The following is a 25,789-nucleotide window of genomic DNA, read 5'->3' as shown; positions in this document are numbered from 1 at the left end:
CGGCGCTGGTCATGTGCGGCGCCGGGACTCGTTGAGCGTGTCGGCGAGCGTGCGGTTCATCTCCGCGGCGGCGGCCAGCTGTTGTTGCAGCAGCGCCACTTTGCGGCGCAGCGCGGTGGCGTCGAGGCGGTCCAGGCTGGGGTCCTGGGTGGCGCGGACCCAGTTGCGCACCGAGTTGGCGTGCACGCCGATCTGTTCGGCGACCATGCGGCAGGCCTCGGATTCGCTGCGCAGTTTGTCGGTCAGCGCGACCACCTGCGCGACGGCGGCATTGCGCACCTCGGGCGAGACCCGACGGTAGGACCGGTGCGGCATCATTGATCACTCCCGTTCGTGTAATCCGGTGTGCCCCTCGGGTTATCACCGAACTCGCTGAACCGCTGATTCGTGTCGTGGATTCCGCTTTCCCGCTCCGACACCGTGAACTCCATGTGGAAGGGAATACCGGGCCGACGATCTTCGCCGACCTTCAACAAGAACTTGCCGGTGCCCGGCGGCGACGGTCGCTGCTGGCCGGGTTTGAGCGCCTCGCCCGTGAGTGCTTGCGGCGCAGACCAACTGGTGACCATCTCCTGTTCGGCGGAGGTGAACGGCACCGTGGAGTCGAGCCTGCTGATCTCCTCGGCGGGCAGCGCCCCGAAGATCTTGGCGCGCGCGCGTTCCAGGAAGCCGATGGCCTTGGCGATCGCGGCGTCCGAGCCCAGTGCCTGCAGGTCCTTGATGGTGTGGCTGATCATGATCAGCGCGGTGGCCAGGCCGCGCTGCAGGCGGGTCAGTTCGTCGACGCGGTCGACCATGAAGTCGCCCAGCCCCAGCACCTGCCACAGCTCGTCCATCACCACCTGGAAGTAGCGTTGCGGGCCCAGATCGGCGTCGGCGAGCACGTGCGCGGCTTCCACCGACGCGAAGCCGTCGGCCCAGCAGGCCAGCATGACCGCGGCTTTGAGTTTCTTGTCGCCGCTGGGGATGTGCGAGACGTCGATGCAGACCGCGACGGCGCTGGTGTCGATGGGCACGCTGGTCTGGCCGTTGAAGATCGCACCGAAGGGGCCCTGGGTGAGCGCGCGCAGTGATCGGCGCAGGCCCTTGATGGCGTTCTGGTATTCGTCGGTGTTGTCCGCGCCGGCGTCGAGCATCATTTCCGCGCCGCCGTCGACGATCACTTCCAGGAGGTTTTCCATGATCGGCGGTTTGTCGGGGGTGAAGCCGCCGGGCTGGTAGAGGATGCGCAACGCGGTGGCGATGAGCGTTTCCTCGAAGTCGGCCACGCGCGCACCGCGCACCAGTTCCACCAGGCCCGCGATCAGCGTGACCTGCCGGGCGCGCAGGTCTTGCAGCACCTGACGTTGCAGTGCGGGTTTGTCTTCCAGTCGCGGCACCACCGAACCGAGCACGCCGGCGGCGAGGGGGTTGAGCTTGCCGTGCCCGTAGCCGAGGTCGATCACCTGGCCGCCGACCAGTTCGACCATCTTGCGGTAGTCGGGTTTCACGTCGGCCAGGATCAGCGGGGTGATGCCCTGGGCGATGCCGCCGAGCACGATCCGGCGCACCAGCGAAGACTTACCGAAACCGTTGAGGCCCAACACGAAAAGGCTCGGCGCGGTGATGAAACTGCCGCGCATGAACCAGTTCATCGGATCGAAGCAGACCGGGGCGCCGGTGTGCAGGTGGGAACCGAGCGGGGTGCCGATCAGTGGCGCACCGGCACCGACGGACCACGGCCACAGACCCGCGACTTGGGCGGTGGTGGCCCGGTACTCGACCGGGCGGCCGACCACGTTCATCTTGCCGCCACCCGCACCCGAATACCCACGGTCGGTCAATTCCGCTGTGGTGCGGTCGAATCCGTCCTTGACCACGGCCTCGCTGCGGGCGTTGGCATTGTTGCGGCGCAGGTCGTCGGTGTGAATGCGGAACGTCGCCCAGGCCGCGCGCAGACCCGACTGTTCGCGCGCGATCATCTCGTAACGGGCACGGGTCGCGTCATCGAGCAGCGACGGACCCGACTGCGAACGCCGGTCCGGCTTGGTCGATTTCGCCGACCGCCCCGACCCCATCGCCCGATCGGCGGCCTCGTCGGGCCGCACCGGACGAACAGCCTTCGCGGGCCGCTTCTTCTTCACCTTCGGCGGAGCCTGCTTCGGCCGACGCTTCGGTTCCCCTTGCGGCCGTTCCTGCTCCAACCGCGGCCCATGATCCTGCTCACGTAACCCACGCTGCGCCCTGGCCGCCCGCTCGGCCTCGGGACGCGGCCGCCGAGTCCGCCGCTCCCCTGTGCCTTCGCCGCCACGCACGCGCTCGCCGCCACGCGCACGACCCGGCTCGTCGCCGCGGCGTCGAACCGGGTCATCCTCGCGCAAACCGCGGGCAGCGTTGTCTCGTGACCACTGTGCATCGTCTTCGCGCGGCCGACGCGCCTCATCCTCACGAGTCCGCGGCGGCTGCTCGCCACGGGGTCTGGTCGGCCGACCTCGATCCGAACGCTGGTCCTCACGCGACCTGCGGGGTTGTTCCTCGGGCGTGCGTGATCCCCGCGCCGAGCTTTCTCGCTCGTCGCGTTCGGTGCGCTCGTCGAGGTCGAGCACGTCGTCGCTCACGCGCGGCGCGCTGCCCGTTGGTCGTGGCTGTTCGCCGCGGATGCGCGGCGGCCGGTGGATCGGGCGCAACGCGACGTCGTCGCGGTCGCGCACCGGGGGTTCGTAGTCGCGTCCCATGGTCGCCTCACCCCGCCAATGCCTTCGGAATGGTTGCGTGTTCGGGCAGGATCACGCCGCAACCAAGAGAGGCCGCGAACGCCGCGGACTGGTAGCGGTAACAGCGCCGGATCTTGAGCCGGGCTTGGGTGGACAGGTCTCGAGTGATGGCTTCGATGCGGGGCAGGTCGCCGCGCAGCGGTTCGGTGATGGTGACCAGCGCGCCGAAGCGGGTGACACCGTGGCCGCGTGCCTGTTCCTCACGGGCCTGCTGGGTGGCACCGACTCGCAGCGTCGCCGCCGCCGAGACCACACCGCGCTCGCTCTGCTGCGCGACGAGGGCGTTCTTGAAGTCGTCGTCGACGATCTCGGCGGCGTCCGCCGCGGAGTGCGGCCGGTAGACGATCGCGATGCGTTTGCGTGGCACTTCGGGATTGGGCGCCAGCAGTCGCTGCAACACCCGCTCGTCCACGGCACCTTCGGGCGCCGCGTCCATCTCCCAGGTCACCGAGCGCCCACCGTCGTGGATCAGGTGATCCCACTTCTCGTCATAGGAGACCGGACCCGCGTCGTCCCACCCGAGACCGTGCCCACCGGGATCGGCCGCGGCCACCTCGAGATCGGCCTGCGAGGCCGGGTCGTAACTGCGGCGGATGAACGAGATGACCTCTTCGGCCGACATCGGCTGCGCCCGCACGCCCGCCTCGGCCAGCGCCGCGCAGATACCGGGCAGCCTGCGCCCGATCTCCACGGCCTCCTCCGCCGGGTTCTTGCGACGCTCGGCGGTGGTCGCCTTGAACGTGATGGCCACCCGAGGCAGCAATTGCACCCGCTCCTGCGGTAATTCCGTCGCCAGCTCGTACATCACCTGCTGCGCCAGTTCGGGCGCTTCGGGCCGGGTGATGGTGGAAACCTCGTTGAGCAACCGGTTTCCGGTCTCGGGCACCGTGTCGATCACCGGCACCACCGCCACGATGTCACTGGTCTGCCCGACCGAGGCAAGGAACGTGCCCCAGGCCGCGACCCAGCGGTCGATCACCGGCTGATCGACGGCTTCGTGCCCCTGCGGCCAGGCCCGCAACACCACCGTGTACTGCGCGAACGCGGGCAGATGGATCATCCCGAAGTGGTAGCCACCGGCGTCGATGCCTTCGTACAGCTTCGACGGCGCGAGCAGCCCTGGCAATTTCGTGACACCGCCGGGAATCCGGGAGAACCGGCCACCGCGGTACACGTGCTCGCCGTTCTTGCGCGAGCGCCTCCAGTTGAACATCATCAGTCCCGTCTCATAGCCCGATCGGCCGCCCGTGCGCCACACCAGGGGCACCATCACCAGCGCGCCGAGCCCGCCGACGATGAAGCCCCATTTGAATCCACCGACCATCGCGCAGATCAGTGCCGTGATCACCACGACGAAACCGATCACGGTCTCTTCCCAGCGCAGCCCGAAAAGGCCCGCGCTGCGCGGTTTCTGCCACAGCCCGTACGAGCGGCGCTCGTAGGTGTCTGTCGGTGAGGTCGTCATCGCGGAATTGTGCTCCTGCCCAGGTCGGGTGAACGATTCGCCCAGCGGTCACCGGCGACGTCGCCCATGGTTTGATCCGAGCGGGTGGCCCCACCGGCCGCGGTGCGCGCGGCGACCACATTGCGGGCCCCCGCCGGTACCGAGCCGGAACTGGCCGCCGGGGGCGCCGCCGCACCACCGCCTCCGCCGCCGCCGCGTGGTGGCGGTGTCGGTCGCGGACCACCACCGGGCCTGCCCGCGCCACCGGCACCCGATCCACCGGCGAAGTATCCCGCCGATCCGGGTGCCGCGACGGGCCGCGACGCAACGGCTTTCGTACCGATGGCACCCAGCGCCATCGCGCCCAGACCCACACCACCGGCCACCACCAGACCCGAACCACCCTGACCGACCGTGGCCACCGCCGGTGCGACCAACCGCATCAGCGCGGGCAACACGAACGCCACGCTGCACAGCAGCACCAGCGCCACCAGCATTCGCTGCGCGTCCTCACCACTGGGCAACCCGCCGGACTGGGTGGTCTCGTCGACGTGCCCCGCGGTGGTGAACGCGATCATGTACACGATCGCGGCCACCGGTTTGAACAGCATGAACGCGATGATCCAGCCGACCAGTTTCTGATACGACTGCTTACCGGTCCCGGTAGCCGACGCGGCCGCCGCCAACGGCAACACACCCGCCGCGACCACCAGCAGACCCTGCCGCACGATGGCCAACACGATCTGCGCGAGCGCACCGAGCAGTCCGACGATCGCGATGATCAACACCAAACCGGGCGAAAACGCTTGCAGTTTCGAGGTTTTCACCATCAACTCGGCCATGTTCTTGGCATTGCCGCCGGTGGCGTCCTCGATGATCCATTCGGAGAACTTGTCCGAGGCGCGCGTGCCCGCCACGATCACCGCCCCCAGCATCCACGAACTGAACACCACTCGGGCGAACAGCCGGAACGATTCCGCGGCCTCACTGACCGCCGCCCCGCGTCTGGCTTCGGCCAACCGGCCGCCGGTGATGATCACCGACGCGATCAACAGCAATATCTGTATTTGATAGGTGTAGTCGTTGATCTTGGTGAACAGCTCCCCCGAGTTGCTCACCGCCTCGTTGGGCACCTTCATCCAGAAGGTCAACGCCAGGATCAGCGCCTCCCCCAGGCCCTTCATCAGCGAGTCGACGACCTTGCCGAAGGTGGAGTCCCACGCCTTGTCCTTGACCGCGGTGGCCGCGTCGCCGGGATGGGAGGCCGCGTTGCCCGCCTTGCAGACCGCCGAAGCCGCGTCGCCGAGGGAGATGCCGGGGATGGCGACGCCGTCGAGGGTGTCGTGCAGTTCGTTGCACGCCTCGTCGAAGCCGTAGGTCTGGCCCATGGCCACGGTCGGTGTGGCGAGCATGACGGTGAAGACCACCGCGAAGATGGTGAAGATCCGCCTCAGCATTGATTGCACCCCTGCATGATTCGCGCGGCTTCGATCCGGGCTGTGCTTGTCCACGATGGTCACCATGTCGTCCACCCCGTCAGCGTTTCCACGTATTCGGTCTGCGCATTGGTCGTGGTGGACGGTTTCAACCGCCAGTCACCGTCGTCCCACACCACGATCATCCGCATGGCGGCGTAGGTCTGTTTGCCGCCCAGCACGGGGCCGCGCGAGGCCAGCCGCACGATCGCCAGGTCGTCGGCGTAGTCGTCGATTTTGAACGCGTCGGAGGCCACGAAGTACCGAGTCACCTTCTCCGGTTGCTGTTTCGGCAGCCGGTCACCCGACAGCGCCGAGTCGTAGGCGGCCAATTGTGCTGTGCTGACCCGTAATTGGTTCACGTACAGGTCACGGTCGGCCGGGCGCGCGTTGAGCCGATAGGTGATCTGCGCGGCGGCAAGGGCCGCGCCCTGCGGGGTGTGCGCGTACCCGACGGCCAGTCCGTCTTCGATGCGGGTCGGGCCGTCGGAGGTGGAGAACGGGACCGACGCGCCGTAGACACGCTGCCACCCATGCGGTTTCGTGGTGCCCTCCGGCGCGGCGGTCAGCCAATCCGGGTCCGCGGCGGTACGTTGCGTACCCGGTTGCTGGGCCAACGGCTGGCCCGCCGGATTGTTCGGAATGTCGACCCGCCTGCCCAGCAAGTCGACGTCAGGTTCGGCGAAACCTGTTCCGCCCGCGGCCTGGGCGGGCGGGGGTGCACTGTCGACCTCGGTGTCACCACCGCGGGTGAAGTACACCACCGCGCCCGCGACCAGGATCAGCGCGAGTAAGGCACCGGAGGCGATCATGCCGAAGGAAGCGCGGTCGCGCGTGCCCGGCTCCTTCTCGCTCACTGCGGTCCCTCCGATATCACGATGTCGTGCGGTCGTTCAGTAATTTTGTAACCCAACAATTTTCGCACCGCGGCCACCCTGCCCCACCGCGGTCACGGGCCAACTCATGCCGGCAGGAAAGCCAGCGCGATCGCCGACGCGGTACTGGCTACCGAGGCGCCGATCAGACTCATCAAGATGCCGTGCGAGGCATCGTTGACGGCCAGGTCGCTGCGGAACGCGATCCACAGTCGACCCGCCGCCAGGATCATCCAGGCCAGGCACATCAACAGCACGAACCACAGCAACCAGTTCAGCAGCTGCATGATCGGCGCCAACACCTCGGCCGGGAGCTGTTTATAGGCGAGCACAGTGATCACTAACCGATGACCGCACTCATGATCGTGCCGGCGCTGGTGGCCACGACGCCGCCGATCATGGCGCCCGCCACCATCTTCGGCGACTCGAGCCCACCACCGGTCCACCGCTCCCACGCGAACTTACCGCCCGCGTAGGTGATGCCGCAGATGCCCGACAGCAGCACGAACCAGGTGAGGTAGCGCACCAGCTGCAGGATCTTTTCCGAGCCGGGGGGAGCTTCCGGGGTCGGATTTCCGACCTGGGCCAGCACGGTGCCGTACGTGTCCTGCACGGCGAGGAGGAGCATGCTCATCGGGTGCCTTTCTCCCACTGTAAAGGTGTTGTGCCGCAAACACTTCGACGCCGACACACGTTTGTACACCACCGACCGGATTCCCGCCCGGCGTTCATGATCGACTCTCGCCGCTACCGGGCGCACCGAGACTTGCCCGGATCGCGGCGACCACATCGGTTCCGAGCTCACCGATTTCCAGAGGCACTTCGTCGAGCGGGTCGGCGCGGCGTTTCTTGACCGCCACCTCGTCGCCCGGCGTCCACACCGGCAGCGCGTCCGATTCCACCAGGGTCCATTCCTCGAACCAGGGCACCTGCCAGACGTGTCCGGCCAGCGAGCCGACCACGTCGCGGTAGCGCCGGATCTCCGGTGGCATCCGACCCGGACGCGCGGCGACGGTGATCAGACCCAAAACCAGTGCCGGACCGGCGAGTCCGGCGTGGTGCTGGCGCAGCAGGTCGTGCGCGCGAGTGAGACCGGAGATGGTTTCCCTGGCGACCAGCACGACATAGGGCGATTCGCGATCGAACACCCCGGGCCAGCGTCCGCGCGCGTCGGCGGCGGGTGCCAGCACGTGCGACAGCGTGGTCGCACCCGCGCCACCGTGCACGCCCAGCAACCACACCAGTGGCGCCCGGCCGACCCCCGGCACCGGGCGCTCCCAGATCTTGGCGCGCAGCGACTCTGGCGGCGCGACTACACCGGCGGGGGCGTCCGGTTCACGACGACGACGAAGATTCATGGCTGCCGTCATGATGCCACCCCGGCCAGCAGGTCCGCATATGCCGAACGGGTCGCGGTGGCCAGCTCGCTGTGGCGCACGAGCTCGCCGCGCGCGAGGTGCGGGTCGTACGGGATCTCCACGACCTCGCGCACCCAGCCCGACAGGTGTTCGCGCAAATGCTCGGCTACTCGGGAGTCGTCGTGCGAATACTGGTGTGAGACAACGATAGTGGTGTCGGCCACCACGCCCGCGCCGTCGTCGCCGTAGTGGTCGTCGAGCCATTCCAGGGTCACCCGCAGGCGGTTGGCCGCGTCCACGCGCGCCGGAATGGTCAGTACCAGGGCGATATCGGCGTCGTCGAGCAGGGGTCGCAGTTGCCGTCCGGCTATCGGATTGCCGCCGTCGTAGACCGCCGTATACCCGCCGGAGTCCAAAGTCCTTGCCACAGTGAGATATGTCGCGCGCCGACGGAGCGGGGTCGCGTCGCGCCACAGCAGACCGAAACCGGAGGTCGAGCGCGACAGGCAGTCTTCCAGCGGGGCGGGTTCGTCGTCGCCGCGGCCGTAGACCCACGACTGCAGGTTCACCGGGTGCAGGTGTTTGTCCGCGCCACGCAACGCGATATCGCTGCCGGCGGCGGTCGCGTCCACGGCCACGGTCGTCGCGCCCACGGCGGCCAGTTCCGCGGCCAGGCCGAGCACGGTCGTTGTCGTGCCGGCACCGCCGCAGCCGCCGACCACCAGGATCGGTCTGCGGGTGCCGTCGCGGCGTTCCCCGTTCTTGCGCCGTAACCGCACCACCGGGGCCGGATCACGCACCGGATCGTCGGCCCCGTCCGGGGCCTCGTCGAGCCATCGGCTCCAGTCGTCTGTCATCGCTTCTCCTTACCCTGCCGCGATGCCCGTGATGAGCGTGCGATCGCCGACCTGCGCTGTGCGCACCGACTGCTTGGTGTAGGTCGCCGGTGCGCCCGCGGGCCGAAACTCGGTGACCTCCACAGTGAACCGGTCGGTCGCGACAGTAGTGATCCGCACGCAGTGGGTGGTGCCCACCGGGATGGTGTCGATGCCGCGCTGGATCACCGCGGCGGGCGACACTTCGGCGTCGGGGGTGACCACCGCGCGGGCTTGCGCACCCGATCGGGTCACGTAGTAGGCGTGCTGGAAGGCCAGTACCGCGTCGGGACCGGAGTCGGTGCCGCCCGCTTCGGCGCTGCGGACCACGGTGTCGGTGCGTTCGGTCGGGCACTGTCCGGCGGGGTCGGCGGTCAGGTTGCCCGCGGTGAAATGCAGGGGCGAGTCCGCGTGGCGGGCGGTGGTGGTGGCGCCGCGCCCGAACAGCAGGAAGGCCACGCCGGTCGCGGCGACCACGAGCACCAGCACCGAGATCGCGAGAACGACCCAGGCGCGGTGGCGTTTCCGGTTCGCGCGCAGAGCGCCGGAGGGTTCCAGGACTCGGGCGTCGTCGTATTCGTCGGTGGCGGCGTCGGGCCAGGGGAATTGGACGAGGTTCGCGTCGTAGTCGTCGTCGGTGGCGGGCGCGGGGTCGGCGACCCAGTCCGACCAGCCGCCGGTGTAGTCGCTGCGGCGGTCGGCCAGCTGTGCGGGGGGTGCGGGGATCGGTTCGGGTTCGACCGGCTGTGCGGGTTCGACCGGGATCGGCTGTTTGTCGTAGTCGAGGGCGTCGATGTCCACGGACTGGCTTGTCGTGTCATCGAACTCGGCCACGCGCTGGAACGGTTCGATCTTCGCCTTCGACTCGACATGCTCTACGGCGTCGGGCTGGAAGTCCAGGGTCAGGCTGAACGGTTCGGCGGCATCGTCGGGCTGCTCGTCGCCGGCCACCGGGTCGGTGGTGCCCCCGCGCGCGGGGTCGTCGGGCTGGGTCTGCGGCTCCAGGGCCGAGTACCAGCGCGACAATTCGTTGTACGACTTCAACATTCCCCCCTTTCCACGGCGCCGGGCACAGTTCGCATCGAAGACCTCTCGGTGATCAGTTCACAGAGAACGGACAGGTGGAGGTGCGGTGGTGAAGGGTGTCGCGGCAGGCGGAGTCGTCGCGCCGCCGGATTGAGGCGCCATCGGCTCCTGTCCCGAACCGAAATTGTCCCCCACCACGGCGTGCGGATGTTGTAGACGCGCCGCCAGGGCTCGGAAACATTCCCAAACCGCGCGAGTCGGACATCCCCGCCGAAATCGACAGCGAAGCAACGGTGAACGCCGTGCGCGTCGCCGTCAGGTGTGTCGTGTACCGAGCATTATCGATCCGCATCACAGTCCGTTTCCGCTGACCAGTGGAGCGTTGAAACGCACTAAACCGTAACAGATTCCGGGTATCCCAACCGCTGCCCTTCGCGGCCCTTTCACTGCCTCCGGCAAACGCTGTGCGGCCAGCAATCTTTCGGCGATCCGACGGTGACACGCGAAGGCCCGGACACCTTTACCTGTGTCCGGGCCTTGCGTGTGTGTCAGGCGGCGGAGGTCACCCGGTACACGTCGTACACGCCTTCGACGTTGCGGACCACGTTGAGCAGGTGGCCCAGGTGCTTGGGATCGCCCATTTCGAAGGTGAACTTGCTGATCGCGACGCGGTCGCCGTGGGTGGTGACCGCGGCGGACAGGATGTTGACCTTCTCGTCGGCCAGCACCTTGGTCACATCCGACAGCAACCGGGTGCGGTCCAGCGCCTCGATCTGGATGGCGACCAGGAACACCGACGACGGCGAGGGCGCCCAGGAGACCTCGATGATGCGTTCGGGCTGTTCCTGCAGCGAATCGGCGTTGGTGCAGTCGGTGCGGTGCACGCTGACCGAGCCACCGCGGGTCACGAAGCCCATGATTTCGTCGCCCGGCACCGGCGTGCAGCACTTGGCCAACTTCGCGACCGTGCCCGACGCGCCCGGAATGAGCACGCCCGCATCGCCGGTGACGCGTTGCCGCGCGGGGGTGGTCGACGGGGTGGACCGCTCGGCCAGCTCGTTCTCGACGTCGCCGATGCCGCCCAGTTGGGCCATGAGTCGTTGCACCACATGGTGCGCGGACACCTGGTGTTCGCCGACGGCGGTGTAGAGCGTGGTGATGTCGCTGTAGTGCAGTTCGTGCGCGACCGCGGTCATGGCCTCGACGCTCATCAACCGCTGCAGCGGCAGTCCGACGCGCTTGACCTCCTTGGAGATCTGCTCCTTGCCGCTTTCGAGGGCTTCCTCGCGCCGTTCCTTGGCAAACCATTGGCGAATCTTGGCCTTGGCGCGCGGGGAGACCACGAACTTCTGCCAGTCGCGGCTGGGGCCCGCGTTCTGTGCCTTGGAGGTGAACACCTCGATGACTTCGCCGTTTTCGAGTTGCCGTTCCAGCGCGACCAGTCGGCCGTTGACCCTGGCACCGATGCACTTGTGCCCGACCTCGGTGTGCACGGCGTACGCGAAGTCGACCGGGGTCGATTTCTGCGGCAGCGTGATCACGTCGCCCTTGGGCGTGAACACGAAGATCTCCGGCGATTTCAGGTCGAAGCGCAGCGATTCCAGGAACTCCGCGGGGTCGGCGGCTTCACGCTGCCAGTCCAGCAGTTGGCGCATCCACGCCATGTCGTCGACTTCGGCGGCGTCACCGGAGTGCTTGCCCTTGGTTTCCTTGTACCGCCAGTGCGCCGCGATGCCGAATTCGGCGGTCCGGTGCATGTCCTGGGTGCGGATCTGCACTTCCAGTGGTTTGCCGTCGGGACCGACCACGGTGGTGTGCAACGACTGGTAGACCCCGTAGCGCGGCTGCGCGATGTAGTCCTTGAACCGGCCCGCCATCGGCTGCCACAGCGAGTGCACGACACCGACCGCGGCGTAGCAGTCGCGGACCTCTTCGCACAGGATGCGCATGCCGACCAGGTCATGGATGTCGTCGAAGTCTTTGCCCTTGACGATCATCTTCTGATAGATCGACCAGTAGTGCTTGGGCCTGCCTTCCACGATCGCGTTGATCCGCGACGCGGCCAGGGTGTTGGTGATCTCGGCGCGCACTTTCGCCAGGTAGGTGTCGCGCGAGGGGGCGCGGTCGGCGACCAGGCGCACGATCTCGTCGTATTTCTTGGGGTGCAGGATCGCGAAGGCGAGGTCCTCGAGCTCCCATTTGACGGTGGCCATGCCGAGGCGATGCGCAAGGGGCGCAATCACTTCGAGGGTTTCCTTGGCCTTCTTGGCCTGCTTCTCCGGCGGCAGGAACCGCATGGTGCGCATGTTGTGCAGCCGGTCGGCGACCTTGATCACCAGCACGCGGGGGTCGCGCGCCATGGCGATGATCATCTTGCGGATGGTCTCGGCTTCGGCCGCGGCACCCAGGTTGACCTTGTCGAGTTTGGTGACGCCGTCGACCAGGTGCGCGACCTCCTGCCCGAACTCCTCTTTGAGCTGTTCGAGGGAGTAGCCGGTGTCCTCAACAGTGTCGTGCAGCAGCGCCGCGACCAGCGTGGTCGTGTCCATGCCGAGCTCGGCGAGGATGTTCGCCACCGCGAGAGGGTGGGTGATGTACGGGTCGCCGGACTTGCGGAACTGCTTGGCGTGCCGTTCATCGGCGACGTCGAAGGCCTTCTGCAGCAGGCTCAGGTTGGCCTTGGGATACAGCTCACGGTGGACCGTGGCCAGCGGTTCCAGGACCGGCTTGACCGCCGCGATCCCGCGCTGACCGGTCATCCTTCGGGCCAGCCGCGCACGCACCCGCCGCGAGGCGGAGCTGGGAACCGAGGCGGTGGGGGACGGCTTGACGGGTTCTGGATTCACCGGGGCACCTCCGCTTGGCTTGGCGCCGGTGGGTTCCTGACCAACGTTCGCTTCGCCGAGTTGACGAGTCATGCCACCACCTCTCATGCTGCATCCGGACCACATCGGCCGAGTGCTGCAACCTCCCGGATCACCAACTTTAATCCCCCTACCGACCTGGTGTTCGAATCACGGTGGTCACAGGGGTGCGGCGGAATCGACTCAACCGCCGATCAGCGCGCCACGCGCCGACGTCAGCGCCCGAAAACTACGTCCCACCTCGACGAATGTACGCCGGTTCGGCACCGACACCCGGTATCTGATAAATCTCACCCGGTAGAACAAGGTTTTCAACAGGATGGACCAGCTGTGCGGATTCGACTCATGCCCGTGGTGACCATGATGGTGCTGGCGGCGGCAGGCTGTTCGTTCGGTCAGGGTGCCGACGATGCCATCGAGTCGACGGTGCCGGCGACGACCACCGCACCCGCGGACTGCCCCGGCTGTGAAACGCGGATCACCTACACCTTCGCTCAGCGTGACGGGGCGAAGCCAGAGCCCGCCGATCTCGACAGTCTCCGGCAGGTCATCGGCGATCGCCTCGCGCGCAACGGGTATGCCGCGAAGACATCGGTGTCGGGTGGGTCGGTCGTGGCCACCGTGCGCGACACGGCGGGCGAGGGCGCACGCGTCTACGGACGAATCCCTTCGCTGCACCTGCGCCCCGTGCTGGCCGTCGCCGAGCGCACCCAGCCCACGACCGCCCCCCCAACCCGTTCCAGGGGATCTACGCGCGCTCCGGCAGAGCACCGACCACGACACCCAGATCGAGGTCCTCAACTCCCTGGACTGCGCCGGCGCCGACCCCTTCGCCGGCACCGACGACCCCTCGCTACCGCTCATCACCTGCGCCACCGACCGCACCGAGGCGTTCCTGCTCGGCCCGTCCAGAATCGACGGCCGCCAGGTCGACACCGTCATCGCCGGACTCAACACCCGGCAAGCCAGACACGAGATCGATCTCGCCTTCACCGCGACGGGCAGCGACGCCTGGGCCTCGCTCACCCGCGATTCGATCAACAAGCGCGTCGCATTCGTCCTCGACTCAACGGTCCTGAGCGCCCCCAAAGTGATGCAAGGTCCACAGATGGGCGGACGAACCACCATCTCGGGCGATTTCACCGCCGAATCCGCGACTGCATTGGCCCGCGATATCAGGCAAACCTCGACACCGCTCACCGTGAGTTCGGTCGACATCTCGGTCATCCGGCCCAAAAAATAGCTTGAAATAGCCGTGGTCGACGAAGGCGTTGAGCTTCTCAGCGCGTGTCGGTCGTGGGGCGGGTGCGGATGCTGTGGCCGTCGAGGCGGCCGGGTGGGGTGGCGAGCAGGTCGAGGATGGTGGGGGTGATGTCGACGAGGGTGTGGGCGTCGGTGGTGTGGGGGGTGAAGTCGGGGCCGCGGGCGATGACGAAGTTGGCGGTTTCGGCGGGGGTTTGGCCGCCGTGGCCGCCGGTGGGGAGGTGGCCGTGGTCGGTGGTGACCAGGACTGTCCACTGTTCGTGGGGGTTGGTTGCTGCCCGACGGTCTACGGCCGCGACGATGGTGCCGACCAACTCGTCGACTCGACGGATGGCGGACAGGTAGGCGCGGGATGCGCCGCCATGTTGGTGGCCTGCCAGGTCGATCTGGTCGAGGTGGGTGAAGGTCAGGTCGGGGCCTGATCGCTGAATTGTCGAGATCACCTCGGTGGCGGTGGCGGCGTCGGTGGCCGATTCGTCGGGGTCGTCGGGGACGGGGGCGGTGGTGAGTGCGAGGTCGGCTCGGCGGTCGCCGGTGGCGGCGATGGTGGCGATCTGGTGCCAGGTGCCGATGGCGACGGTGTGCTTACTCGGGTCGGCGCGTTCGATCCGGGTGAACACGGTCGGGTGCGCCAGGAACGGGCCGCCGTCGAATTCGTTGTCGGTGATCCCGTGCTCGGTATCCCACACGCCGGTCAGCGCGCTCGCCCACGACGGCCCGGACACGGTGATGTGCCCGGCGATACTGCCCTGCGACAGCAGTCCTTGCGCGGCGAGATGCCGCAACCTCGGTGCCTGCGTCGCGTCGGCCTTGTCGAACATCAGCCCGTCGATCCCGATCACGACAACCTTGTTCACCACATTTCCCACCCCGCGCGACGGTGCACCGAATGCAGCGGTCGCGTCGACCCGCACCCCCACATCATCGAACGCCGCCACCGACCCGGCCGCCGACCCCACCAGCGGAATGGTCACCAACGCAGTGGCCAGCGCAACAAGCACTTTCGCCGGAGCGGACGTCTCGCGCATGAGCTCACCATGCGGCTCTCCGGCGGCCCCGGCGAGCCCGCCACCAGGGTATTCATCGACGTTTCATCCACTGCGCATCACCCGGACGCCCCGCTGAACAACCCACGAACCAGACATGGCGCGCACCCCGAATTCCGTTGACAACAGCCCAGTCGCTGTGGCCCTCTTGGCTGATGGGGAACCCAACGCCAGTTCGCATCGCCGCCACCGCCGACCTGCACATGCGTGCGGCCGTCGCGGGAAAGTTCCGACCCCATTTCGAGCGTCTGGGCAGCCAAGCCGACATGCTGTTGCTGGCAGGCGATCTCACCGATGGTGGCACCGAGTACGAGGCCGAACTCCTGTGCGCGGAACTGGTCGACCTGCCGGTTCCGGTCATCGCGGTCCTGGGCAATCACGACCACGACGCCGGACTCGTCGACCTCCTCACCGACCTGCTCGCCGACATCGGAGTCCAAGTGCTGGACGGCGATTCGACGATCCGCACCGTGCGCGACCACCGCATCGGCATCGCCGGCGTCATGGGCGGTTCGGGCGGATTCCCCACCCACCCAGGCGATCCCGACACCGCCACCGACGAACACCGCGCCCTCATGCGCCGCGGCCCCGTCGACGCCGCCCGCCTCCACCAGGCCCTCACCACCCTCGACACCCCCACCCGCATCGCCCTGACGCACTTCTCCCCCACCATCGAGACCCTGACCGGCGAGGCACCGTCGATCTTTCCCGGTCTGGGTTGTCAGGCCCTGGGCGAAGCGATCGACGCCGCCCCTGCGACCCTCGCCTTGCACGGGCACGCTCACGCCGGCACCGAACACGGTCGCACGCCCGGAAACGTTGTTGTCCACAATGTTTCGTACCCTGTCCTACGCCGCGCCTTTGCCCTCTACGACCTGGGAACCACCGGAGTTATGAAGTTCGATACAACTGCTGGACGAAGGCCAATGGCGTAGCACTCCCACTGTAAAGCATCGAAAGAACGTTTTCCCCACTAATCGTAAAGGTGGCATAGGTACCAGGGGAGCCCTGAATGCATCCTGGGCTTGATCCGCGATATTCCGTCTTTACCTGCGACTCGCTCACACTGACTAGCGTTAGGGTGCTCACCGTACAACCAAGAATATTGTCATTAGTACTCATTGTGCCGATTACATCTCCGATATTTCCGGATTGCATTATGACAGTGATAGGCCCGGATGAGAGCGGATCTATACCTGACCACGTCGCGGCGAAGCTATCGGGCAGGTCGCCCGCAGGCGGAGCCGCGGCTGGTGATTCGGTAGCAGACTTGACAGTGGTAGCGACAGCTATATGACTACTCGTCGTCGTAGGCTGCGCGGCGGTGACGGTGGCCACCGCTTCTGATGGAGGCACCGAAGTGACGGAAGTGGCGGAACCCTCCGAGGATGCGTAATCACTGTTTCTCGATGCATCGCCAAACATTAGGTAACCACTGGTTGCTACACCCAGAATGAGAGCTCCAATGCCAATGCCCGCGAAAATGAGGCGTCCTGATCGCCGCCTCGAGACCACTCCCTTTTCAGCGGTTGGCGGCGTGCGGCTCATTGCGGATATCTCACGATTCGGATCTTCGTCGAAACCGTGAGATGGGGCTGCATCCGGAGTCAGCGGCACCGCAGCGAGTCGGTAAGAAGCTGCTCCGCCATCGTCTCCATCGGCGCTCCAACCATCCAAGAAGGCGCTATCACGTCGGCTGGCTGCTTCATAGATTGGGGACGGAAGCCATTTAGGGCGGTCGAGAGACTTCAGGACGTCGAACTGTTCGCGCAGTTGCGTGAGAGTGGGCCTGGAATCGGGCTCCTTGGCCATGCAAGCGGCGAGTACTGGCCGCAACCGCATTGGGACACTACCGAAGTCGACTTCCTGATACATGACTCGCCATAGCATGGATACGTGGTCGCCACTCCCAAACGGGTTGCGGCCCGTTGCAGCAAAGACCAATACACCACCGAGCGCGAAGATATCGCCACTGGAGCCTTGACCGTCGGTGCCCGCGATTTGCTCAGGAGCCATATATCCGGGCGATCCGATGAACTGACCTGTCGCGGTGAGCACCGTGTCATCAGCGGCACGCGCGATTCCGAAATCGATAACCCGCGGCCCCTCCGTGGTAAGCAAGATGTTCGACGGCTTCAGGTCACGGTGAACAATTCCTGCATTGTGAATATCCGTCAGTGCATCCACAAGTCCGACGGCAAGAAGGATTACCGATTCTTCCGGAAGCGCGTTGTGTTCTCGAACTGCATCGTCGAGAGGTACACCAGCTACGAATTCGGTAGCCAACCACGGATGGTCGGCCTCAACATCGGCATCCAGCAGGGCCGCCGTGTGTTTTCCTTTGACGCGCCGCGCGGCAGCCACCTCCCGGCGGAAACGGATACGGAATTCAGTATCGTCGGCCAAGTCGGGCCGGATGACCTTCACCGCAACCGCTTGCCCTGCCTTCCCGATGCGGCCGAGATAGATCCGCCCCATCCCTCCCGATCCGAGTACTCCCAACAACTCGTATGGTCCGATTGACTTGGGGTCATCGGATCGCAATGAGTGCATGTTCAGTTGTTCCCTTCCCCACGAGCACAGGACGCTGCCGACACGCCATCGACGGGCCCTAGGCCGACAGTATGCCCGAAATGTACCGATACGTCCTACTTCGGGACACACCATGATCCCCGGAAGCCGGTCGCTCTACGTCGGAGAGGTTGCGGTGCACCATGTTTCAGCACGTCAGTAGCTTCAGCGCCGACGCTTGGGGTCGGACTCGTTGCGGCGGAAGGCTTTCCGTTGACGAGGGGCGCGTTCGATGATCATCACGGATCGCATACACAGCAGCACACGCCGAGGGTCTTCACTGGGTGGGACGAGATGGAACTACCCGCGTTGCAGCGGTGATCACCGACGCGGCGGAGAGTTCCGCTTCATATCCGGATACCCAAAGACCTTAATCGTCGAAGCCATTTGAGCCTCCGTCTGCGTCGAACGCCCACACGACCGCAGGTCTTCCCGTCGCCTTCACACGACGCCGTTCGCCGGTGCGGTCCAAGCCGGGGATCGCGGCCAGGGTGCGGTTGAGGTTGGCGGGGTCGGGGCGGGTGCCGTGTAGGGAGGTGCTCAGGTCGACGGCGCGGGTGGCGGGGAACTCGGTGCCGGTGAGGGCTCGGGTGAGGGTTGTGTCTTTCCAGAGCAGGGCGGCCAGTAGGGCTCGGCTGGTGTCGACGATGAGGTTGTGGTCGAAGGCCAGGGGTGGGACGGTGTCGAAGTCCACCCATTCGGCGGGGCCGTCGTGTTCGGCGACGACTGCCCACATGGCGATGGCCAGGGTCGGGCCGCGGGGGTCGCGGTGGGGTTCGTCGAAGGTGACGAGTTGGCCGACCGCGCCGATCGCCTCGGTGGGGACGCCGAGTTTGGTATGGACCGCGCGGCGGGCGGCGTCGGCGAGGCGTTCGCCGCGGCCGAGCAGTACGCCGGGCAGCGCTAGTTCGCCGGTGAACGGCTCGAATTGGCGGGGGGCGATGCCGATGCGCACGCTGCTGTCGGTGTCCCAGCATCGCAGGGTCACCACATCGATCGACACAACGGATTGCTCCACACGTCACCTCATCCTGCCTCGAGCGCTCGACCTACTGCGTTGCGCGTTGCCGGCCGCGACCGCGCTTCACGGTACGGATGCCTGGATTGTTCCCTGAGTCGAGGCTTCGTGGGGAGGCCACGTCCTGGCGGTTCAGTCGGGCTCCATCCAGGCCGGGCCTGGCTTGCGGTCGTGGCGGGCCGGGCCGTGGCCGGTCAGCACCACCGGGACTTGTAACCGCTGCGCCAGCCAGGTTGCCGGGTCGTCGTCGATCGAGGTGAGAATCGGTGTCGCGGTGAAGAGTTGGTCGGTGAGCCGTTGCTGATGGTCGAGGTCACGCCATCGCCCCGGAGCGAGCTCGGCGATCCTTCCCGCCGGGGTGTCGTATGCCTGTGCGGCACACAGTGTTCCGGGGATGTCGAGGTGGTTGACTACCAGACCGTCGATACCGCCGCACACGTCGATGGCGTAGCGCAACAGGATCGGATCGAGGTGACCCTGGCGGAAATCGCCCTGATAGTGCCCGGTCTCGTTGTGCGGTTCCGGGATTCGCAGCGGCGCCTCGGTGGGCAGGGGGCCCGCGCCGTGGCGAGTCATGTAGGTGCGGGTGACGCCCAAGACGGTTGCGGTCCCGCCGATTTCGTTGATCATGGCGCGGGCGTTGCGTGGCTCGACCGTCGACCAGGTGGTGTGCGGGTGTAGACCCCGCCACTCGTCGAGCAGCACGCCTTGCGCACCCTCAAACACCAAACGGCCACTTTGCGCGCAGCGAGCGAGCTCATCCGCGCCGGTAATGCGGACGGCTCGCGCGAAATCGCGGCACATCGCGACCATGGCATCGATCGATTCGTACCCGTGCGAGCTGGGGCCGATCAGACTGTCGTAGTGCGCGGCGAGCCTGTCCAGCTTCGCGCGCAGTACAGCTGGAGCCCGACAGTCGGACACCCTGGGTGCGTCGTGTTCCAGTGCATACCACGCTGTTTCGCCGATCCCACGCCCGCAGGAACCGTGCCGCGAGGAACCCCTCGCGTCCTCGCGTGCACGGTTCGCGGCAATGTGGATCGGGGTGGTGAGCAGGGCACGCCCGTCGACGGCGAGCAGGCCGAGTGGATCCGGAACACCCAGTGCCGCAAGCTGTTCGGATTCGGCAGCCAGCGCGATTGGTTCGACCAGCATGTGCTGCGACAACAGCGTCGGCACACCGGCGAAAGTCCCCGACCCGAACTGTGCGAAGGTGTGGTGGCGACCGTGCACCACGACGTTGTGCGCGGCCTGCGCACCGCCGTTGAACCGCACGACCGCCGTCACCCCGAGGTCGGCTTCGGGCGAGCACAACCAGTCGGCCGTGGCACCCTTGCCCGCGTCGCCGAACCCCAGATCTACCACGATCAGATGATCCGCTCCGAACATCACAGTGCCCCTTGCTCTTTCAGCGACCCGGTGGCAGTGCTCGAATGGTCCGCCCCGGCTTCGACCCCAGCGCCCGACCGACCGCGTCGGCCTCGTCCCCCGACCCGACATCCCGCAGATCCGCCAGCCCGGTATCGAGATCGACCCGGTCCTCCCCCAATCCGATTGTCAGCGCGATCAATTCACACACCGCACCGGGATCCTCGAGCTTCAGGAAGTTCTGCCCGAGCAACTCCCGCCAGTGCTCGGCAATCTCCGGATCCCTGTAATACGAGGACTGGTCAGGCAGGATGTAGTACACGTGCCACCGCTGTTCGAGTTCGCGATAGATCGACTCGACCGACACATCGCGCCGCACATGATCACCGATCACCGCGCGAACATGCCGGGCAGCCAGCCGAGGCTTGTTCAACTCGTCGCCGATCAGGAACAGATACCCCTTCTTCCCGCGCTTGTCCCACGCATCCGTCACAACATGCTCGGCCATGAAATACGCGGCCAGCTCATAACTTTCGGACTTCTGCCCGCCACCACCGCCTTCCAGCAGGATCGCCCGCAGCTGTTCATCCATCCGGTTGTCGGACTCGAACTGCCCCACCTGCAACGGCACCCGGTCGGAATCGGCGTCACCGATCGCCCCGAACAGCACCTGCGGATCCTGCGCGTATCCCTTGTTCTTCAACAGCCCGTGCAGTTTGCCGAGCTTGTCCTGCATGATCCGCGGCACCCGCCCCATCGACCCGGTGACGTCGAACAGCACCGCCACCGGCAGCGAGTTCCCGTGCTCGGCCGAATCCCGGCACTCCCGCTTCCCGACCCCGAACGGATCCAGCAGCGGATGCGCACACCAGTCGTCATACGACTTCGCGCGCATCTCGGCCGTGTACCCGAAGTCGTCCACCCCGTGCCGCGCCCGATACGTCTTGCCCGCCCGATAGGCGGTGTCATCCCAGTTCCCATACCCCATGCGAACCACTCCCTCTCGCTCGATCGTGTTTTAGTCTATTCAACTAAAACAACGATCGTCAAGGGCCACCGGTGAACTCGTCCGCGTTTGCTCGAGGGGGACCCGCCTCCTTCGACGCACGCGAGCCGCCCTACTCGACCAGTCCTTCAGGGGTGAGTTCGAGCCTGCGGGTGACGCCGATGTCTTCGAGGAAGTGGTCGTCGTGGCTGACGACGATCAGGGCTCCTTCGAAGTTGGCCAGGGCCTGGGTGAGGTGGGCCAGGCTGGGCAGGTCGAGGTTGTTGGTGGGTTCGTCGAGCATCAACAGTTTCGGGGCGGGGTCGGCCAGCAGCAGCGTGGCCAGGGCTGCTCGGAGGCGTTCGCCGCCGGACAGGGCTGCGGCGGTGATGTCGGCGTCGGTGCCTCGGAAGAGGAAGCGGGCCAGTTGACCTCGGATCTGTTCGGCTGACGCGTGGGGTGCGGCGTCGGCGACATTGTCGAAAACTGTTCGGGTTTCATCGAATACGTCCAGGCGTTGCGGGAGCAGTCGCCAGGCCACCTTCGGTTGTTCGGCGACGATTCGACGCAGCAGGGTCGTTTTTCCTGACCCGTTGCGGCCGGTGAGCGCGATGCGTTCGGGGCCGCTCACGCGCAGGTCCACCACCGGACCGTTGGCCAGGCGCACCTGGTCCAGTGCGATGACGTCCTGTCCGGGGTACAGGCGGGTGCCCGGGAGGTCGACCCGGATCTCGCGGTCCGCGCGCACCAATTCCTCGGCGTGGTCCAGTGTTTCGCGGGCGGTGTCGAGTTTGTCGATGTGCGAGTTGCGCAGTTTGCCCGCCGACACCTCGGCGGTGCGTTTGCGCATGTTCATCACGATCTTCGGCTCGCGTTTGGTGTCGAACATCTTCTGCCCGTAGCGCTTTCGACGGTCCAGTTTGATCCGGGTCGCTTCCAGCTCGCGTGCCTGTTTGCGCACGTCGCTGCGTGCGTCGCGTACTGCTGCCTGTGCTGCCTCCTGTTCGGCATCGATGATGCGTTCGTATTCGCTGTAGTTGCCGCCGAACAGCCGGATCTCGCCTGCGCGCAGTTCGGCGATCCCGTCCATGCGGTCGAGCAGTTCCCGGTCGTGGCTGACCACGAGCACGGTGCCGGGAAACTGGCGGATCACGTCGTAGAGCCGTCGACGTGCCACCGTGTCGAGGTTGTTGGTCGGCTCGTCCAGCAGCAGCACGTCGGGTTCGCGCAGCAGTTCCGCGACCAGGCCGAGCAGCACGGTTTCGCCGCCCGACAGGGTGTCGAGTGTTCGGTCGAGGTCGGCGACGGACCCGGCGACGTAGTCGAGTCCGAGCTTGCCGAGCAGGGCGATCGCCTCGTCTTCGACCTGCCAGTGCACGCCGACGGTGTCGAAGTCGGCCGGTTCGCCGGTGCCGTTCTCGATGCGGTGCAACGCGGCCCGTAGCTCGGCGATCCCGAGCAGCGCGTCGACGCGCTGACCAGCGCGCATACCCAGATCCTGACGCAGGTACCCGATATCGCCGGGCACACTGATCGACCCGCGCACCGGCGTCAACTCACCGGCGACCAGCCGCAGCAACGTGGATTTTCCGGCACCGTTGGCGCCGACGAGGCCGATCTGACCGGGCCCGACAACAGCATCGAGCCCGTCGAATACGGGCGTGCCATCCGGCCAGTGAAAAGTGAGATCGGAAAAGGAAAGAGAGGTCATGCGGATCCCCTGGAGGTGCGACGGAGACACGGTGCGCGGAATGCGGACCGTCCGAAAGCGCTACCTCAAGAAATCAACGCAGTAACTCCGATCGCCGGGAACAAGACTCTCTATTGATAACACCGATCCGCCCCGACGCGCCACCCCTTTTTCGGTCATGTGAGCCCCGTCATGGAACCGCTAGCCTGGACGCGAGGCGCCGCGAACCGGGCGCACCATGATCGAAGGAGTGCGATGTCGAACACGATCGTGGTGCGCGAAGCCGCTGGAAACGACATCGATGCGGCCGCTGCGACGCTGGCGGAAGCGTTCCAGCACGACCCCGTGATGAGCTGGATCCTGTCCGACCCGGACCGTCGAGCGGCGGGCCTGCCGAGGTTTTTCGCCACGATGGCACGGCACCTGTTCTTCCCCGCGCACGCCTCGGACCTGGCGTTGCGCGGCGACGGCACCGTCGGCGGCGCGGCACTGTGGACCCCGCCGAACCATCCCGACCCGTCGCCGCTGACCGAACTGCGCACCCTGCCCGGTATCTGGCGCGCGTTCGGCCGACGCGCCCTGGCCGGCAAACAGGTCGGTGACCTGCTGAAGAAGAACCATCCCACCGAACCGCACTGGTACCTGGCGATGCTGGGCACCGCGCCCGACGTGCGCGGCCGCGGCTTCGCGCACGCCCTGCTGCACAGTCGACTCGACCGCGTGGATGCCGAACACGCCGCCGCCTACCTGGAATCCAGCAACCCGGTCAACGTCCCGTACTACGAACGCTTCGGCTTCACCGTGACCGGCGAACTGCAACTTCCCGACGGCGGCCCGAAATTGTGGCCGATGTGGCGGGCGGCGCGCTGAGTCAGAGCTTGACGATCGAGGTCACCGGGTAGTCACCCTGGTGCTCGCGCCCCTTCAGGAACTCGAGCTCCATGACCACCGCGGCCGCGACCACCACGGCACCGACCTCGGTGAACAGTGCCGCCGCGGCGGCCAAGGTGCCACCGGTGGCGAGGACGTCGTCGAGCAGCAGGATTCGCTTGCCCTCGAGCTCGACCCCGTTGGCCGGGATTTCCAGTGCGGCGGAACCGTATTCGAGGTTGTACTCGCGCGACACCACCGGCGGCGGCAGCTTGCCGCCCTTGCGGATGGCCAGCACGCCGGTGCCCAGCGTCGCGGCCACACCGGCGCCGAGCAGGAACCCGCGCGCGTCGACACCGGCGACCAGGTCGGCGTCGGGAGCGATGGCGGCGAAGCAGTCGATGACCGCGCGGAACCCGACCGCGTCGGCGAAGACCGGGGTGAGATCGGCGAAACGCACTCCCGGCGTGGGGAAGTCGTCGTGCCAGCGAGTCAGCCGCTCGACCGCCTCGGCCGCTACAGCGGTGCGCTCATCGGCCTGGTCACCGGATTCGGCCACCGCGTGCTTGCTCATCGACTCTCTTCCCTCACCTGTCATCGCTGCAACACCCAGCGATCCATATTCCAGCCGGTACCGGCCTGTGTCGGCCCGGCGATCCCGTTCTCCATGCCGGTGCCGAAGGCGATGACGCGCGGTGTCGCGAACAACGGAATGCTCGGAAGTTGCGCCCACAGCAGGTTTTCGGCTTCGGTCAGCAGGTTCAGCGTCGTGGTCGAGTTGGTCTCGCCCGCCAGCTGATCGGTGATCGCATCGTAGCGACCGTTGGCGAAGCCACCGAAATCGAGTCCGCTACCGGCCCGCAACGCCGACACCGCGGGCACACCGGCACTGGACCCCGCGGGCCCCGGCACCGCGCCGGTGCCACCGAGCACCGCGTCGACCGCACCCTCGCGCAACTTGCCCGGCGTGAAGTCGGGCGCACCCGCGTCGACCACGGTGATCCCCGCCCCACGGCAGGAGTCGGCGATCATGGCGACCGTCTGCGCACGGCGCGCATCCGGCCCCTGGTACCCGATCCGCACGGTCGGCTGCGCCGTTCCCGACGAAGCCAAAGTCGCGGTAGCCGCGGGGATGTCGGCACCGAGGTACCGGTCCGCACCACCGACCACTGCCGGGTAGTACAGCGAATCCTGCTGCACCACACGCGAATTCAACACACCGGCACCGAGCCCGTGCGTCGGCGGTTCGCCCGCCTTACCGAGGGTGTCGAACAGCGCCTGCCGTGGCACACACTGCGCGAACGCCCGGCGAACCTCCACCCGCGAGAACACCCCGCCGGTGGCGAGCACGAGCTGCTCGGCACCGCGACTGGCCACGGTCTGCTCGTCGAACCCGTCCAGCTTCAGATCCGCGACCGACCCGGCCCCCAGATCCACGACGCCCAGGGCGTTCTCCTTCGCCTTGGCGGCGAAGTCGGTTCCCTTGGGCCACACCACGATCCGCTTGGTCTCGGGCGCGTCACCCCACCACTTCTCATTGGCCACCAGCACCAAACCGTCCTTGGCACCGAAGGATTCGATCCGGTACGGCCCCGACGACGGGAACTTGGTCAGGTCCAGCGCACCGGACCCGATGGTCCAGCCGCTGTTCCAGAAATCGGCGATCCGGCTGATCACCGCTTCGTCGCCGGATTGCAAGGCGCCCACCACATTCGGCACGCCGACCGCCTGCGCCACCACGTGCGCGGGCATCACCTCGGTCGCGCTGAACAGCGTGCGCCACGGCAGGTAGTGCTTGCCCGGCCGGAACACCACCGTGGCGTCGCGCGACCCGGGCTGGCAGTCGATCCGCTCGATCTCGTCGTAGCCCGTGGTGCTCGCCGCGTCGAACAACGGCACCGGGCCACGCTCACCAGGACGGGTGAACTTGCCCGAGCGGGCCGACCAGGCCAGCACCAGATCGTCGCAGGAGGTCTTCACCCCGTCGGAGTACACCCCATCCGGGTTGAGCCGGTACTGCACCGTCTGGGCTTCGCCCGGCACTTCCTTGGCCGTGCCGAAGTCGGTGTCGGCCACCTGCTGACCGTCGGGTCCGGTGTAGAAGAACCCGGTCAGCACGCGACCGAACACCGCCGCGGTGCCGCTACCGGCGCCCAGTGTGCTCGCGCCGTTGTAGCTGGCCACCGCCGCGTCGACCGCGTACCCGATGGAGGGCACCTGGTTCTTGGTCGAGCAGCCGGCCACCACGGAGGTGGTGACCGCCGCGGTGGCCAGCACGGTGATCAATCGAATCGTGCTGCGTCGCATG

Annotated in this window: 22 protein-coding genes; 3 read left to right on the top strand and 19 right to left on the bottom strand. The window is 66.8% G+C overall.

Features of this window, described 5'->3' with window-relative positions:
- Positions 1–9 precede the first annotated feature (9 nt).
- The 11 genes from ACFWU5_RS13055 to ACFWU5_RS13005 form a co-directional block, all read right to left on the bottom strand.
- Positions 10–318, bottom strand: coding sequence for a transposase (locus ACFWU5_RS13055; protein WP_062982964.1), 309 nt, complete (start codon positions 316–318; stop codon positions 10–12).
- Positions 315–2,714: a hypothetical protein gene (locus ACFWU5_RS13050; RefSeq protein WP_379242277.1), complete on the bottom strand. Its 2,400-nt coding sequence runs from the start codon at positions 2,712–2,714 to the stop codon at positions 315–317. The genes ACFWU5_RS13055 and ACFWU5_RS13050 overlap by 4 nt, the downstream gene beginning before the upstream one ends.
- Before the next feature lie 7 nt (positions 2,715–2,721).
- On the bottom strand, positions 2,722–4,218 hold the full coding sequence (locus ACFWU5_RS13045) for an SCO6880 family protein (protein ID WP_379242278.1): 1,497 nt from the start codon (positions 4,216–4,218) through the stop codon (positions 2,722–2,724).
- Entirely contained in the window at positions 4,215–5,654 is a 1,440-nt protein-coding gene (locus ACFWU5_RS13040) for a hypothetical protein (RefSeq protein WP_379267293.1), read from the bottom strand. The genes ACFWU5_RS13045 and ACFWU5_RS13040 overlap by 4 nt, the downstream gene beginning before the upstream one ends.
- Before the next feature lie 59 nt (positions 5,655–5,713).
- Positions 5,714–6,529, bottom strand: a complete 816-nt coding sequence (locus ACFWU5_RS13035) for a hypothetical protein (protein ID WP_379242280.1) — start codon at positions 6,527–6,529, stop codon at positions 5,714–5,716.
- A gap of 104 nt (positions 6,530–6,633) precedes the next feature.
- Positions 6,634–6,888 (bottom strand): hypothetical protein, encoded by a 255-nt coding sequence (locus ACFWU5_RS13030; RefSeq protein ID WP_379242281.1) that lies wholly within the window; start codon positions 6,886–6,888, stop codon positions 6,634–6,636.
- Positions 6,888–7,181, bottom strand: coding sequence for a hypothetical protein (locus ACFWU5_RS13025; protein WP_056815437.1), 294 nt, complete (start codon positions 7,179–7,181; stop codon positions 6,888–6,890). The genes ACFWU5_RS13030 and ACFWU5_RS13025 overlap by 1 nt, the downstream gene beginning before the upstream one ends.
- Positions 7,182–7,275: 94 nt before the next feature.
- Complete coding sequence (locus tag ACFWU5_RS13020; protein ID WP_379267292.1) at positions 7,276–7,917, bottom strand: hypothetical protein; 642 nt, start codon at positions 7,915–7,917, stop codon at positions 7,276–7,278.
- On the bottom strand, positions 7,914–8,762 hold the full coding sequence (locus ACFWU5_RS13015) for a MinD/ParA family protein (RefSeq protein ID WP_379242283.1): 849 nt from the start codon (positions 8,760–8,762) through the stop codon (positions 7,914–7,916). The genes ACFWU5_RS13020 and ACFWU5_RS13015 overlap by 4 nt, the downstream gene beginning before the upstream one ends.
- Positions 8,763–8,771: 9 nt before the next feature.
- Positions 8,772–9,824: a hypothetical protein gene (locus ACFWU5_RS13010; RefSeq protein WP_379267291.1), complete on the bottom strand. Its 1,053-nt coding sequence runs from the start codon at positions 9,822–9,824 to the stop codon at positions 8,772–8,774.
- A 530-nt stretch (positions 9,825–10,354) separates the two neighbouring features.
- A complete protein-coding gene (locus tag ACFWU5_RS13005) occupies positions 10,355–12,724 on the bottom strand; it encodes a RelA/SpoT family protein (protein WP_379242285.1) in 2,370 nt (789 codons plus the stop codon).
- 547 nt (positions 12,725–13,271) lie between these two features.
- On the opposite strand from ACFWU5_RS13005, the gene ACFWU5_RS13000 reads away from it, so the two are divergent.
- Positions 13,272–13,913, top strand: coding sequence for a hypothetical protein (locus ACFWU5_RS13000; protein ID WP_379267290.1), 642 nt, complete (start codon positions 13,272–13,274; stop codon positions 13,911–13,913).
- Positions 13,914–13,950: 37 nt separating this feature from the next.
- On the opposite strand, the gene ACFWU5_RS12995 is transcribed toward ACFWU5_RS13000, so the two are convergent.
- Positions 13,951–14,961, bottom strand: coding sequence for an alkaline phosphatase family protein (locus tag ACFWU5_RS12995; protein ID WP_379267289.1), 1,011 nt, complete (start codon positions 14,959–14,961; stop codon positions 13,951–13,953).
- A 173-nt stretch (positions 14,962–15,134) separates the two neighbouring features.
- On the opposite strand from ACFWU5_RS12995, the gene ACFWU5_RS12990 reads away from it, so the two are divergent.
- The gene (locus tag ACFWU5_RS12990; protein WP_379242288.1) at positions 15,135–15,914 is read left to right on the top strand and encodes a metallophosphoesterase; all 780 of its coding nucleotides are present in this window, start codon (positions 15,135–15,137) and stop codon (positions 15,912–15,914) included.
- Here ACFWU5_RS12990 and ACFWU5_RS12985 read toward each other — a convergent pair.
- From ACFWU5_RS12985 to ACFWU5_RS12965, 5 genes are all read right to left on the bottom strand, one after another.
- The gene (locus tag ACFWU5_RS12985) at positions 15,871–17,532 is read right to left on the bottom strand and encodes a serine/threonine protein kinase (RefSeq protein WP_379267288.1); all 1,662 of its coding nucleotides are present in this window, start codon (positions 17,530–17,532) and stop codon (positions 15,871–15,873) included. The genes ACFWU5_RS12990 and ACFWU5_RS12985 overlap by 44 nt on opposite strands.
- Before the next feature lie 388 nt (positions 17,533–17,920).
- Complete coding sequence (locus tag ACFWU5_RS12980) at positions 17,921–18,568, bottom strand: NUDIX hydrolase (protein WP_379242290.1); 648 nt, start codon at positions 18,566–18,568, stop codon at positions 17,921–17,923.
- Positions 18,569–18,700: 132 nt separating this feature from the next.
- Positions 18,701–19,957 carry an adenylosuccinate synthetase gene (locus ACFWU5_RS12975; RefSeq protein ID WP_379267287.1) on the bottom strand — a complete coding sequence of 419 codons (1,257 nt, stop codon included), beginning with the start codon at positions 19,955–19,957 and terminating at the stop codon, positions 18,701–18,703.
- 19 nt (positions 19,958–19,976) lie between these two features.
- On the bottom strand, positions 19,977–20,924 hold the full coding sequence (locus ACFWU5_RS12970) for a hypothetical protein (RefSeq protein WP_379267286.1): 948 nt from the start codon (positions 20,922–20,924) through the stop codon (positions 19,977–19,979).
- Positions 20,925–21,054: 130 nt separating this feature from the next.
- Entirely contained in the window at positions 21,055–22,632 is a 1,578-nt protein-coding gene (locus ACFWU5_RS12965; protein ID WP_379267285.1) for an ABC-F family ATP-binding cassette domain-containing protein, read from the bottom strand.
- 234 nt (positions 22,633–22,866) lie between these two features.
- On the opposite strand from ACFWU5_RS12965, the gene ACFWU5_RS12960 reads away from it, so the two are divergent.
- The gene (locus ACFWU5_RS12960) at positions 22,867–23,481 is read left to right on the top strand and encodes a GNAT family N-acetyltransferase (RefSeq protein ID WP_379267284.1); all 615 of its coding nucleotides are present in this window, start codon (positions 22,867–22,869) and stop codon (positions 23,479–23,481) included.
- Between the two features lies 1 nt (position 23,482).
- On the opposite strand, the gene ACFWU5_RS12955 is transcribed toward ACFWU5_RS12960, so the two are convergent.
- Positions 23,483–24,055 (bottom strand): adenine phosphoribosyltransferase, encoded by a 573-nt coding sequence (locus ACFWU5_RS12955; RefSeq protein WP_379267283.1) that lies wholly within the window; start codon positions 24,053–24,055, stop codon positions 23,483–23,485.
- Between the two features lie 20 nt (positions 24,056–24,075).
- The gene (locus ACFWU5_RS12950) at positions 24,076–25,788 is read right to left on the bottom strand and encodes an ABC transporter substrate-binding protein (protein ID WP_379267282.1); all 1,713 of its coding nucleotides are present in this window, start codon (positions 25,786–25,788) and stop codon (positions 24,076–24,078) included.
- Position 25,789: the final 1 nt, after the last annotated feature.

The sequence above is a fragment of the Nocardia sp. NPDC058640 genome, assembly GCF_042716995.1.
In the GTDB taxonomy this organism is placed as follows: domain Bacteria; phylum Actinomycetota; class Actinomycetes; order Mycobacteriales; family Mycobacteriaceae; genus Nocardia.
This window is presented reverse-complemented; position numbering and strand designations above follow the sequence as displayed.